Genomic DNA, 12,766 nt, shown 5'->3' on the forward strand with positions numbered 1-12,766 from the left:
GCGACCGCGGGCGGCCACGTGTGCGTCGCGCTCGGCGCGCTCGCGCAGCGCTACGAAGCGCCGCTCGACGAAGTCCGCGCGGCGCTTGCCGCGAGCGGCGTGGTCGCGTTCGGTACGCTCGCGCGCGGCGACGAGCGGCCGCTGATCGTCGACCGCCACGATCACCTGTACCTGTCGCGCTATTTCGACTACGAACGGCGGCTTGCCGATGCGCTCGTCGCGCAGGCCGGTGTGGCGGTGCCGGACGAAGGTCTTGCGCCCGACCGGTTGCGCGACAGCCTCGCGCGTTATTTCGGGCCGGCAACCGGCGAAGTCGACTGGCAGCGGGTCGCGGCGATCGTCGCGCTGACGGGCCGCGTGACGATCGTCAGCGGCGGCCCGGGCACCGGCAAGACGACGACGGTCGTCGGCGTGCTGGCCTGTCTGCTCGATGCGCACCCGGGGCTGCGCGTCGCGCTGGCCGCGCCGACCGGCAAGGCCGCGCAGCGGATGCAGGAAGCGCTGCATGCGCGGGCCGGCGACTTGCCGCCCGAACTCGCGGCGCGCCTGCCCGATACGTCGTACACGCTGCACCGGCTGCTGGGTGGCGGTGGGGCGGCCGGCTTCCGGCATCATCGCGATAATCCGCTGCCGTACGACCTGATCGTCGTCGACGAGGCGTCGATGATCGACGTCGCGCTCGCCGCGCATCTGCTCGACGCGCTCGCGCCGGGCGCACGGCTCGTGCTGCTGGGCGACAAGGACCAGCTGGCCGCGGTCGAGGCGGGCGCCGTGTTCGCCGAGTTGAGCGCGCGGCCGGCGTTTACCGCCGCGGCGCGCACCCGCATCGCGCGGGCGCTCGGCATCGACGAGGCGGCATTCGTCGCGGCGTTGCCGGTGCCGAACGAAGCCGCGACCGCAACCGTTCCCGCCGCGCACCCGGTTTCCGCCTCGGCGCGGGCCCCTGCGCCGCCATCGGCGCCTGCCCCCGCTGCGACACGCAAACCCGCGTCGCGACGGAAAGCCGATGAACGACAGGCATCGCTCTTCGACGACGCACCGCAGGCTGACGAAGTTGCGCCGACCAACGTCGCGCCGCCGCCGGCCGCAGCGCCGGCGCTGACCGAAACCGGTGAAGCTGGCGAAGCAGGCGAGGCCTCCGCGTGGATCGAGGTCGATGAACTCGCGTGGCTCGACGCCGTCGAATTGCCGCCGTTCGACGCCGGCGACATGGCGCTTGCGTCGGTCACGTCGATACCGTCGGGCGAAACCGTCGCCGCGTCCGCCGCGCCCGCACCGGCACCGCTTGCCGACTGCGTGGTCTGGCTCGAACGCAATTACCGCTTCGGCCTCGATTCACCGATCGGGCGGCTGTCGCTCGCGATCCGCAGCGGCGACGTGCAGGCCGCGCTCGACGCGCTGCCCGCCGACGATTCGGCCGCCGCGTCGTTCCACGACGATGCGGGCGAGTCGCTCGCGTCGTCGACGGTCGAGCGGCTCGCGCGGCGCTTCGGTGCTTACCTCGACGCATTGCGCGACGCGCTGGCCGCGCCGGTACCCGATCCGCTGCCGCTGTTCGACGCGCTCAACCGGTTCCGGATCCTGTGCGCGACCCGCAGCGGCTTGCGTGGCGCGGAGCACGTCAATGCGCTCGTGGCCGCGCACGTGCGCCACGCGGCGCGCGTGCCGCTCGCGGTCGGCGCGCACTGGTTCACGGGGCGGCCGATCATGGTGACGCGCAACGACTATGCGCTCGGGCTGTTCAACGGCGATATCGGCATTGCGTTGCCCGACGCGCACGGCGTGCTGCGCGTGTGGTTCAGGCGCGCAGACGGCACCGCGCGCGCGGTGTCGCCGGCCGCACTGCCGCCGGACGAAACGGCGTTCGCGCTGACGGTCCACAAATCGCAGGGCTCGGAATTCGACGAGGCGGCGCTCGTGCTGCCGGCATCGTTCGGCCGCGTGCTCACGCGCGAACTCGTCTATACGGCCGTCACGCGTGCGCGCACGCGCGTGCAGGTGATCGGGCCGCGGCGCGTGCTGGCGCAGGCGGTCGCGACGCGCACGCAGCGCGATTCGGGGCTCGCGGCACGCGTCGACGAGGCGCTTGCACGGCGCAGCAGGGAGGCTTCGCGATGATGATCCGCTATACGCTCGATCCGGCCGAAGTCGAATGGACGGCCATGCGCGCGCAGGGCGCGGGCGGGCAGAACGTGAACAAGGTGTCGAGCGCGATCCACCTGCGCTTCGATATCCGGGCGTCGTCGTTGCCGCCCGTCATCAAGGAGCGGCTGCTCGCGCTGTCCGACCAGCGCATCACGCGCGACGGCATCGTCGTGATCAAGTCGCAGGAATATCGCACCCAGGAGAAGAACCGCGAGGCCGCGCTGGCGCGCCTCGATGCGTTGATCGGCGGCGTCGCGTACACGCCGCGCACACGGGTCGCCACGCGGCCGACGCGTGCGTCGAAGGAGCGGCGGCTCGAGCACAAGTCGCGCCGCAGCGTGGTGAAGTCGGGAAGAGGGAAGGTGATCGACTGACGAATGGATGAGCGGACGAACGACGCGCGCGACAGCCGGTCGCCCGCCGTTGCACCCGTTACCGCATGACGGTTCCTGCGCTGTCGAGCACGAAATCGACGCAGAACACGACGAGCCGGCTCTGCGCGCGGATCGCGACGGCGGCCGTATAGCAGTCACGGCCTTCCGTCAGCGAGAAGTGCGGGCCCATCAGCGCGACGCGTCCGGGTGCGGCGATCGCACGCTGGAAATACGGGCGCCGCGACCAGTTGCTGTGCGTTTCCGGGAAGAGCGGTGCGAGGCGGGTGACGCCCGCCTGGCCGTCGTCGGTGCGCGCGCCGATCGACGGCAGGAACTGCTCGCCGGTCTCGTCGGTGACGAACACGCGGCGCGCGGCCGGCACCGCGAACACGCGTTGCGCGGCGTCCTGCAGGTTGCCGCTCGCGGAAAACGCAGCCGCGCCCGTGAGCACGAGCCGCTCGATCGCGTCGAAGCCGGGCTGCTCGGCGACGACCGGCGTATGCCGGCGGGCGATGAAGCGCTGCCACGCGGCGTCGAGCATGGCAGGTGCCGCCGCGCTGGCATGTGCGATCGATGCATCGGGCTGGCCGAACTTGAAACCCTGTACGAAATCGATGTCGGCGTCCATCAGCGCCTGCAGCGAGTCGTCGTTCTCGACGCCCTCGGCAAGCACCATCGCGCCGGCCTGGTGCAGCATCGACACGAGGTGATGCAGGATGCGGCGATCGTCGGCCGATCCGGTCGAGCGCACGATGAGCGAGCGATCGAGCTTGACGATGTCGGGGCGCGCGCGCCACACGCGGTCGAAGTTCGAGAATCCTGTGCCGAAATCGTCGATCGCGATCAGGAAGTCGCGATGCTGGATCATGTCGATCGTGCGGGCGAGCGCGGCTTCGTCACGCGCGGGCTGTTCGACGACTTCCAGCACGATGCGGTTTGGCGGCAGCGCGAAATGCCGGCACAGCGCCTCGACGAATTCGCGCTGCACGAGGCCCGTGTCGAGCACGCGCGGCGTGACGTTCAGGAACAGCCAGCCGTCGCCGATGCCCTGCGCGACGAAGTTGGCCGTGTGCAGGCAGCGCGCGAGCCGGTCGAGCAGCAGCGCGTCGGCGTCGGCGCGCGTCTTGTCGAACAGCGCGGTGGGCGAGATCAGCGCGCCGTTCGCGTCGACGACGCGCAGCAGCGCCTCGTAACCGACGACCCGCTTGTGCGTGATCGACAGCACGGGCTGGAACACGCTGCGCAGCGTCGTGGTGCGATAGGTGGCGAGCCAGCCGCCGGGCGTCGGCGTGAGGCGTTCGAGCAGGGAGTCGAGCGAGAGATCGCGGGCGGGCTTCATGTCAACGGTGCCCGGGGTCGAGCGGAGGAGCGGCAGCGCGCCGCCACGCTGAAGCAGTCGCACGCGCGGGCGGACGCGAAAGGACGTGGGACATCGAGGCCGCCTTCTGCGGGTAAGTGTTCGGAGTGTAACGGGAATGGGGCCGCTCGCGTATCAGGGAAACTCCAGACGCACACGGGTATGCGGCTGGCGTCGGCGCCGCGCGTGACCACCGCGAAGTGAAAGAGGGCATCGCCGCCGCACATGGCAATCCGGCGGCATGGGGTGCGCGGTGACGTGCGAACGTGGCGAGCGAATGTCGCCGTCAGAGGAATACCGGCCGTGCTGCGGCACCATTCGCAGCGCGGCGGAAAACGGTTGGCGCCCGGCCGTCAGGCATCACGGCCCGACCGACGGCGGTGCGTGCGCCCGAATGAATCGTCAGGTCGCTTCGCCGCTGCGCGGCCGGATCCCGGGAATCCGCTTGATCGCGCCGGTCGCGAGCGCGGTGCCGACGAGCACGATCGCGCAGCCTTCGATCATCACGGCCGTCACGTGTTCGCCGAGGAACAGCGCACCCCACAACAGGCCGAACACGGGGATCACGAACGTCACGGTAATCGCGCGGGCGGGGCCGACATGTGCGATCAGGTAGAAGTAGATGAAATACGCGATGCCCGTGCAGGCCACGCCGAGGGCGAGTACCGAGCCCCATGCGTGTGCGCCGACCGGTGCGGCCGGCCAGGTCGCGATCGCGAACGGCAGCAGCAGGATGGTCGAGCCGATCATGCTGCCGGTCGCGTTGACGAGCGGATCGACGCCGGTCAACTTGCGCTTCGCGTAATTGGCTGCGATGCCGTACAGCAGCGTCGCACCGAGCGCCGCAGCGGCGGCGAGCGCGGTCGCGCCCGTTTCGCCGTGCGCACTCGCGATCTGGTTCCACACGAGCGTGAGCACGCCGGCGAAACCGATCACGAGGCCAAGCACGCGCGGCAGCGACAGCTTGTCCTTCAACCACAGGTAGGCCACGAGCGCGCCCCACAGCGGCGTCGTCGCGTTGATCACCGACGTCACGCCGGCCGACAGCGTCAATTCGGCGAACGCGAACAGGCAGAACGGGATGCCCGAGTTCAGCGCGCCGACGACGAACAACGGCCACGCATGACGGCGCAGCCGGGCGCCGAGATCGGCGGGCTTGAAGCGCGTCAGCGCGAAGCCCGCGAGAAACAGCGCGCCGATACCCACGCGCAACGCCATCAACGGCGCGACGCCCAGATCGACGACGCCGATCCGGATAAACAGGAACGACGCACCCCACAGGGCAGCGAGCACAGTCAGCAGAAGGGCGTTCTTGGGGGACATCGATCGTGAAGGGCGGGGAACGGATGCGGAGAATCTTACACCCCGTGACCACGCCGTCGTTTCACGATTCGATGAAATGGCAAGAAACGGGAATGTCGCCGGTTGCCGGCGCGGGGCGGCCGCCAGCCGGCGGTCGCGCCCGATCAATGATGGCGCCAGCCGCCGCGTCCGCCGAAGCCGAAATTGAGCGACAGCGCCGGGCCCCAATAGCCGCCCCACGCAGGTGCATAGGCCGGTGCCGGATAGTAATAGGCGGGGCCCGGATCGACGTAGACGGGGGCCGGCTGCACCGGTGCAGCCGTGTAATAGCCGCCAGGATAATAGCCGTACGGGTAGTAGCAGCCAGCGAGCGTCACGCAGGCGAGCGCCGCGGCGACGAGGGTCCTGTTCATGATGTCTCTCCGGCGGAGCCGGCAATCGGCAGATGCTTAAGCTTAGGCCGCGCGCCGATGACACGGTGTGCAAAACGGTAACGGATCATTTCCGTGCAGGCTGCCGGTCACGTTGCGGTGCCGCATGCGAAAACGACGCTTCCGCACCGCGAAAACGCCGTCTGGTTGACTGTCGCGGCGCGCGTCGCCGCTTACTTGCCGACCTGGTTGCCGATGATGCCACCGGCCGCCGCGCCGCCCAGCGTCGACAGCGCGCTGCCGCCGATCGCCGCGCCGGCGACGCCGCCGACACCTGCACCGATTGCCGTGTCGCGCTGGCGTCTCGTCATCGAGTCACAGGCCGACAGGCTGGCCACGGTCGCGACGAGCAGCGCGCATACCCCAATACGCCGTATCGAATTCATGATCGTTGTCCTTGCGGTTGTGAACGGAGGACACGCGACCGGCCGGCGGCCGCGCATGAACCCAATCTACGCGCCGCCCCCCGACGCTGCTGTAAGGACTTGTTAAGGCTCGCGCGGTTTCGTAATGAATTGTTTCCGGTGGTTTCCCGGTGCGCAGGCAGGCATGCGACATGCGCAAAAAAGCCCGCTCGAAAGCGGGCTTCGTAAATCGCGAATCGCGAGATGATCCGGCGAGGATCGCCGGATCACCGCGTGCGCTTACTGACGGTGATAGATCTCGGCGCCGGTCTTCACGAACTCGACCGCCTTCACTTCCATCCCTTTCTTCAGCGCTTCGGTTTCCGACACGCCCTGCTGCGCCGCGAACTCGCGCACGTCCTGCGTGATCTTCATCGAGCAGAAGTGCGGGCCGCACATCGAGCAGAAGTGCGCAACCTTCGCCGAATCCTTCGGCAGCGTTTCGTCGTGGAATTCGCGCGCCTTGTCCGGATCGAGGCCGATGTTGAACTGGTCTTCCCAGCGGAACTCGAAGCGCGCCTTCGACAGCGCGTTGTCGCGCACCTGCGCGCCCGGGTGGCCCTTCGCGAGATCGGCGGCGTGCGCGGCGAGCTTGTACGTGATGATGCCTTCCTTCACGTCGTCTTTGTTCGGCAGGCCGAGGTGTTCCTTCGGCGTCACGTAGCACAGCATCGCGGTACCGAACCAGCCGATCATCGCGGCGCCAATGCCGGACGTGATGTGGTCGTAGCCCGGCGCGATGTCGGTGGTCAGCGGCCCGAGCGTGTAGAACGGCGCTTCCTTGCACCAGTCGAGCTGGAGATCCATGTTCTCCTTGATCAACTGCATCGGCACGTGGCCGGGGCCTTCGATCATCACCTGCACGTCGTGCTTCCACGCGATCTGCGTGAGTTCGCCGAGCGTCTTCAGCTCGCCGAGCTGCGCTTCGTCGTTCGCGTCGTAGATCGAGCCGGGACGCAGGCCGTCGCCGAGCGAGAAGCTCACGTCGTACGCCTTCATGATCTCGCAGATCTCTTCGAAGTGTTCGTACAGGAAGCTTTCCTTGTGATGCGCGAGGCACCACTTCGCCATGATCGAGCCGCCGCGCGACACGATGCCGGTCATCCGGTTCGCGGTGAGCGGCACGTACTGCAGGCGCACGCCCGCATGGATCGTGAAGTAGTCGACGCCTTGCTCGGCCTGTTCGATCAGCGTATCGCGGAAGATTTCCCAGGTCAGATCCTCAGCCTTGCCGTTGACCTTTTCCAGCGCCTGGTAGATCGGCACCGTGCCGATCGGCACCGGGCTGTTGCGGATGATCCACTCGCGCGTTTCATGGATGTGCTTGCCGGTCGACAGGTCCATCACCGTGTCGCCGCCCCAGCGGATCGCCCACGTCATCTTGTCGACTTCCTCGCCGATCGACGACGTGACGGCCGAGTTGCCGATGTTCGCGTTGATCTTCACGAGGAAGTTGCGGCCGATGATCATCGGCTCGGATTCCGGGTGGTTGATGTTCGCGGGGATGATCGCGCGGCCGCACGCCACTTCCGAGCGCACGAATTCCGGCGTGATCTCGGCCGGCGCGTTCGCGCCGAAGGCCGCTGCGCCGAACGCCTGGCCCGGGTGCTGGCGACCCATCATCGCGGCGAGCTTCGCGCCGTTCGGGCCGCTTGCCTTCAGGCTCTCGAGGTACTCGGCGCGGCGCTGGTTCTCGCGGATCGCGATGTATTCCATTTCCGGCGTGATGATGCCCTGGCGCGCATAGTGCATCTGCGTGACGTTCTTGCCGGCCTGGGCGCGGCGCGGGTTGCGGTGCAGGCCCGGGAATCGCAGGTCGGCGGTGGCCGGATCGGCCGCGCGCTCGAGGCCGTACTGGCTCGACAGGCCGCCGAGCACTTCGGTGTCGCCGCGTGCCTCGATCCAGCCCTGACGCAGCGCAGCCAGGCCTGCGCGGATGTCGATCTTCGCGTCCGGATCGGTGTAGGGGCCCGACGTGTCGTACACGTAGATCGGCGGATTCTTTTCGCCGCCGAAGCCGGTCGGCGTGTCGGCCTGCGTGATTTCACGCATCGGCACGCGGATGTCGGGCTGCGAGCCGGTGACATAAACCTTGCGGGAATTCGGCAGCGGGGCGACGGCCGCGGCATCGACATGAGCGTCGGCGGACAGAAACTTCGGATTGGCGTTCATGCAATCTCCTGTGTGAGCGCCGGACAGGCGCTTCGGCGCTTGCCCGGAGCCCTTGACGTATGTGGGGCTCGAGCTAAGCAGGAGACGAGGCTTGGTGAGGCGGCGGATTTCGTCAGAAGGATGGCGGCGAAATCCGTACGCTTCCCTGCGCTGGCATTATCCAGATCAGGTTCAAAGGGTATTTCTCACCCGCAATGCCGGTTGTTTGACCGAACGCATTGCAGGACCCCCGCGTTAGCAGGGCACACGATACACTGGCTTGGCGGCGGTTTCAACCGGGAGAGGATCGGCTGCCCCGGTGCGGCCGCAGCATGGCGGGCGGTACGATGGCCCGTCGAAATGGCAGCGCGCGTCGCCGCCGCATGGCGCCACGGCTTGGCTGGCCGTGGCGACGCGGTGCAACATGGCGCGCTTTCGCGCGACCTCAAAAAAAATATTCGCAGCGGCTGTCATTTCCCGCGACGTCGTCCGTCTATTCGGCTCCTTAAACCCATGTTTTGGAGAGATGTCATGAAAAAAGGTCTGATTGCCGCTTGCGTCGCCGCTTTTGCCACGATCGCCACGGGCGCGTATGCGCAGAACGACGCCATGTCGCAGCCAGGTTCGTCGATGTCGAAGGACGCGATGGGCCACGACGCGATGGCCAAGGATGCGATGGGCCATGACGCGATGAAGAAGGACGGCATGAAGAAGCATGCGATGAAGAAAGACGCGATGAAGAAGGACGGGATGTCGCACGACGAGATGGGCAAGTCGTCGGGCGACAAGATGACGCCGTCGTACTGACGGAGGCGGACGCGGCGCGGCCGGCGCCGTGCGTCGCACGGCGGCCGCCCGCCCGCATCGCGTTTCGTCGACCCATTCCGGGAGACTTCATCATGCAAACCGTTCCTGCCACCGGCCGCGCGGCCGCCACGCCGCCCGCGCGCCCGATCCATCCGCTGTGGGTGCGCGCGAGCCACTGGCTCAACGCGCTCGCGGCGATCCTGATGGTGCTGTCCGGCTGGCGTATCTACGACGCGTCGCCGATCTATCCGCCGTTCACGTTCCCGCACGGGATCACGATCGGCGGCTGGCTCGGCGGCGCGCTGCAATGGCATTTCGCGGCGATGTGGCTGCTCGTCTTCAACGGGCTGTTCTACCTCGCGATGTCGATCGCGACGGGGCGCCTCGCGCGCAAGATGCTGCCCGTCACGCCGGCGTCGATCTGGCGCGACATCCGTGCCGCGCTGGGCGGGCGGCTGTCGCACGACGACCTGAGTGTCTACAACGCGGTGCAGCGTGCCGCCTACCTGACCGCGATCGTCGATCTCGTCGTGCTGGTGCTGTCCGGACTCACGATCTGGAAATCCGTGCAATTTCCGCTGCTGCGCGAATTGTTCGGCGGCTACGACAACGCGCGTGTCGTGCACTTCTGGGCGATGTCGCTGCTCGTCGCATTCTTTGTCGTTCACGTCGCGATGGCACTGCTGGTGCCGCGCTCGCTGCTCGCGATGCTGCGCGGGCGCTGACCCGTCAACTTCGGGTGAAGGAAATCATCATGTCGGAATCCGAATACAAGCGCGACGGTTCGCGCTGGACGCTCGACCGGAAGTCGCTCGAACTCGACGTGCGCCGCGAGCTCGAGATGCCGTCGCGGCGGCTGTTCAACCGGCGCATGCTGACGATCGGCGGCCTGACGATGCTGACCGGCTGCACGCTGAAGGACGACGCGTCGGTCAACACGTTCCTCGAGAAGGTGTCGCGCATGAACGACCGCGTGCAGGCGTGGCTGTTCAGCGGCGAGCGGCTCGCGCCGACCTACACCGAAGCCGATATCACGCGACCGTTCCCGTTCAACGCGTACTACGGAATCGACGACGTGCCGCACGTCGACGCGTCGACCTATCGGCTCGTGCTGTCCGGCCGCGTGACGGGCAAGCGCGTGTGGACGCTCGACGAACTGTATGCGCTGCCGCACGCGGAACAGATCACGCGGCATATCTGCGTGGAAGGGTGGAGCGCGATCGGCCGCTGGGGCGGCACGCCGTTCGGCGCGTTTCTCGCGCGCGCCGGTGCCGATACGCGGGCGAAGTACGTCGGCTTCAAGTGCGCGGACGATTACTACGAGAGCATCGACATGCCGACCGCGCTGCATCCGCAGACGCTGCTCGCGTTCGACTACGACGGCCATCGGCTGCCGCCGGAATTCGGCTTCCCGATGAAGCTGCGGATGCCGACCAAGCTCGGCTACAAGAACCCGAAGCACATCATGGAGATCTTCGTGACCGATACGTTTCCGGGTGGCTACTGGGTCGACCAGGGGTACAACTGGTTCGGCGGATCGTGAGCGAATCGTGAGCGGTGCCTGGCACGCGGTGGCGGCGCATGCGCGTGCCGAGATGCATCGGGCATCGCATGTGACGCGTCACGCGGATTCGCGCACCTGGAGGTCGACGCGCAGGCCGACAGCCGCCGCCATGTTCACGAGCGCGTCGAGCCCAAACAGGTTGATCTTGCCGCGCATCAGGTCGGAGACGCGCGGCTGCGTGACACCCAGCTGTTTCGCGGCCTGGGCCTGACTGAGCTCGAGCTGCGCGATGCGCTGCTTGAGCGCGATCATCAGCTCGGATCGCAGCTTCATGTTCTCGGCTTCGGCCGGCTGGCCCTCGATTGCGTCCCAGACGCTTGAATAACGCTCGTTGGTCATCGTTTCCTCTCCATCGTCAGCGCGCGGTAGCGCCGGGCGGCCAGTTCGATATCGGCCCGGGTCGTGCGCGCCGATTGCTTCCGGAAGCAGTGCAGCACGTAGACGGTGTCGGCGAATGTCGCGACGTCAATGATTCGGAACGCGCCGCTCGCATCGCGCGGGCGAATTTCCCGCACACCGACGCCGACGGTGCGCATCGGCTTCCAGTCGTCGGGCGCCAGCCCGCGTTGCACCTGGTCGATCTGGTGGCCTGCTTCGCGTCGCGCGGGCAGCGGAAAGCCGCGAAGATCGGCTAGTGCGCTGCCGACGAAAACAACGGGCTTCGGCGGAAGAATGGTTGAATCATACAAAATTTTGTATTGGTGGTGCGGGTTTCGAAGGAAGGCTGCGCAGGGCGGGAGGCGCGTGGGTCGACCGTCACGACAAGGGGGAAGCGCTGGCCGGCGTGCAGGACTGGCCGTTCGGCCGATGCCTGGTTCGATCGGGACGAACTGCCCTGGATGGCGGGGCGAAGCGGAATCGGCAACGCATGCGCGACGCGTATCCGGCCCCGATTTCACCTGCCCGCTGGCCAGAAAATGTCGCGCGGAAACATCATTCGTGATCCTTTCAGACAGGTCCGACGATGCTTTCGAATCCTTGATGCCATAATGCCGAGCGTGCGCAGCCGAAGTGGTTGCGCGCGTTTTTTTTGTCCCTCTGCCGCCGCTTGCCGGTTCTTTTTCGTCGCCGTTCGCACTGTCATGTCGTTCCGCACGTTCGCTCTGCCTTCCCGGTCCCGCCAGGGCCGTTTGCCGGCATCGCCGGCGTCTTTCAGCGGAGCACGCGGCGTGACGTGCGGGCAGGCCGCACGATGACGCCGCTCGACCGTCTCCTCGATTTCTTCGCCCGCTTCTCGTTCCGGATCCGTCTGCCGCAAAGCCGCGGCGGCCGCGTGGCGCTGGCGCTCGTCTTCATCTATTTCGTCTGGGGTTCGACCTACAGCGGCCTGCATTTCGCGCTGCAGTCGTTCCCGCCGCTGCTGCTGTCGGGGCTGCGCAACCTGCTCGGCGGGATCGGCCTGTTCATCTTCGCGCTGCGGCGCAAGCCCGAATGGCCGACGCTGCTCGAAATCCGCAACGCGGGGATCGTCGGCACGATGCTCGTCGCGCTGTCGTCCGGCACGATCGCGCTCGGGATCAGTCTGGTCAGCAGCGGCTCGGCCGCGGTGATGGTGGCCACGGTGCCGCTGTTCGCGACCGTGATCGCGGCGGTTGCCGGGCGGCCGGTCACGAAAGGCGAGTGGTCGGCCGTCGCGCTCGGGATGGTTGGCATCGTCGTGCTGAATTCGGGCGGTGCCGCCGCGCAGAATTCGGCGCTCGGCACGATCTGCGTGCTGGCCGGCGCCCTGTTCTGGGCCGGCGGCGCGCATCTCGCGACGCGGCTCAAGCTGCCGTCCGACCTGTTTTTGTCGACGTCGCTGCAGATCGGCCTCGGCGGGATGATCTCGACGCTCGTCGCGTGGCTGGTCGGCGAGCGCATCGAGCACCTGATGGTGGGGCCGGTGTTCGCGTTCCTGTACCTGATGGTGTTCTGCACGATGGCCGCGTACGTCGCGTACGGCTACCTGATCCGCCACACGAGCCCGATCATCGCGAGCAGCTGCATGTACGTGAACCCGATCGTCGCGGTTGCGCTCGGTGCGCTGCTGCTCGGCGAACCCGTGACGATGGCGACGGTGGTCGCGACCGTCGCGATCCTCGGCAGTGTCGGATTGTCGTTCGTATTCGATCCGGCGCGCCGGCCCGCGGCGGCCGCCGCGGCTGCGAGTTCGCCGGCCGTGGCTACCGAGCCGGCGGCGACGGCGGGTGCGTCGTCCGCCGCACCCGAGCAGATCGCGATGCCGGAGGCGG

General features: G+C 67.7%; 13 protein-coding genes and 1 riboswitch. Of the genes, 6 read left to right on the forward strand and 7 right to left on the reverse strand.

Annotation, left to right across the window (positions count from 1 at the left end; translation table 11 throughout):
* Both G3N61_RS34920 and arfB read left to right on the forward strand, forming a co-directional pair.
* On the forward strand, positions 1-2,118 hold a 2,118-nt coding region (locus tag G3N61_RS34920), incomplete at its 5' end, for an AAA family ATPase (protein ID WP_241018047.1).
* Positions 2,115-2,519, forward strand: coding sequence for an alternative ribosome rescue aminoacyl-tRNA hydrolase ArfB (gene arfB / locus G3N61_RS34925; protein ID WP_205824639.1), 405 nt, complete (start codon positions 2,115-2,117; stop codon positions 2,517-2,519). The genes G3N61_RS34920 and arfB, both read left to right, overlap by 4 nt.
* A gap of 58 nt (positions 2,520-2,577) precedes the next feature.
* On the opposite strand, the gene G3N61_RS34930 is transcribed toward arfB, so the two are convergent.
* The 5 genes from G3N61_RS34930 to thiC all read right to left on the reverse strand — a co-directional run bounded on the left by G3N61_RS34930 (position 2,578) and on the right by thiC (position 8,185).
* Positions 2,578-3,858, reverse strand: coding sequence for an EAL domain-containing protein (locus G3N61_RS34930; protein WP_043183106.1), 1,281 nt, complete (start codon positions 3,856-3,858; stop codon positions 2,578-2,580).
* A 420-nt stretch (positions 3,859-4,278) separates the two neighbouring features.
* Positions 4,279-5,199 carry a DMT family transporter gene (locus G3N61_RS34935; RefSeq protein WP_205824640.1) on the reverse strand — a complete coding sequence of 307 codons (921 nt, stop codon included), beginning with the start codon at positions 5,197-5,199 and terminating at the stop codon, positions 4,279-4,281.
* Between the two features lie 143 nt (positions 5,200-5,342).
* Positions 5,343-5,591: a hypothetical protein gene (locus G3N61_RS34940; protein ID WP_043182136.1), complete on the reverse strand. Its 249-nt coding sequence runs from the start codon at positions 5,589-5,591 to the stop codon at positions 5,343-5,345.
* A gap of 191 nt (positions 5,592-5,782) precedes the next feature.
* On the reverse strand, positions 5,783-5,995 hold the full coding sequence (locus G3N61_RS34945; RefSeq protein ID WP_043182137.1) for a glycine zipper 2TM domain-containing protein: 213 nt from the start codon (positions 5,993-5,995) through the stop codon (positions 5,783-5,785).
* A gap of 258 nt (positions 5,996-6,253) precedes the next feature.
* The gene (gene thiC, locus G3N61_RS34950; RefSeq protein WP_048024440.1) at positions 6,254-8,185 is read right to left on the reverse strand and encodes a phosphomethylpyrimidine synthase ThiC; all 1,932 of its coding nucleotides are present in this window, start codon (positions 8,183-8,185) and stop codon (positions 6,254-6,256) included.
* 124 nt (positions 8,186-8,309) lie between these two features.
* Positions 8,310-8,426, reverse strand: a riboswitch (TPP riboswitch).
* Positions 8,427-8,695: 269 nt separating this feature from the next.
* Between thiC and G3N61_RS34955 the strand changes: the two genes are divergently transcribed.
* From G3N61_RS34955 to G3N61_RS34965, 3 genes are all read left to right on the forward strand, one after another.
* Positions 8,696-8,971, forward strand: coding sequence for a pentapeptide MXKDX repeat protein (locus G3N61_RS34955; protein ID WP_043182139.1), 276 nt, complete (start codon positions 8,696-8,698; stop codon positions 8,969-8,971).
* A 92-nt stretch (positions 8,972-9,063) separates the two neighbouring features.
* On the forward strand, positions 9,064-9,696 hold the full coding sequence (locus G3N61_RS34960) for a cytochrome b/b6 domain-containing protein (protein ID WP_043182141.1): 633 nt from the start codon (positions 9,064-9,066) through the stop codon (positions 9,694-9,696).
* A 29-nt stretch (positions 9,697-9,725) separates the two neighbouring features.
* Positions 9,726-10,514, forward strand: a complete 789-nt coding sequence (locus G3N61_RS34965; protein WP_205824641.1) for a molybdopterin-dependent oxidoreductase — start codon at positions 9,726-9,728, stop codon at positions 10,512-10,514.
* Between the two features lie 78 nt (positions 10,515-10,592).
* Here the strand turns inward: G3N61_RS34965 and G3N61_RS34970 are convergent, their stop codons facing one another.
* Together G3N61_RS34970 and G3N61_RS34975 are read right to left on the reverse strand one after the other, a co-directional pair.
* Positions 10,593-10,874 carry an XRE family transcriptional regulator gene (locus G3N61_RS34970; RefSeq protein WP_043182145.1) on the reverse strand — a complete coding sequence of 94 codons (282 nt, stop codon included), beginning with the start codon at positions 10,872-10,874 and terminating at the stop codon, positions 10,593-10,595.
* Positions 10,871-11,224, reverse strand: a complete 354-nt coding sequence (locus tag G3N61_RS34975) for a type II toxin-antitoxin system RelE/ParE family toxin (RefSeq protein ID WP_043182147.1) — start codon at positions 11,222-11,224, stop codon at positions 10,871-10,873. Before G3N61_RS34975 ends, G3N61_RS34970 begins: the two co-directional genes overlap by 4 nt.
* A gap of 503 nt (positions 11,225-11,727) precedes the next feature.
* On the opposite strand from G3N61_RS34975, the gene G3N61_RS34980 reads away from it, so the two are divergent.
* Positions 11,728-12,766: EamA family transporter (locus G3N61_RS34980; protein WP_205824642.1), on the forward strand; the 1,039-nt coding region annotated here is incomplete at its 3' end.

The sequence above is a fragment of the Burkholderia sp. Ac-20349 genome, from assembly GCF_017104865.1.
Lineage (GTDB): Bacteria > Pseudomonadota > Gammaproteobacteria > Burkholderiales > Burkholderiaceae > Burkholderia > Burkholderia aenigmatica.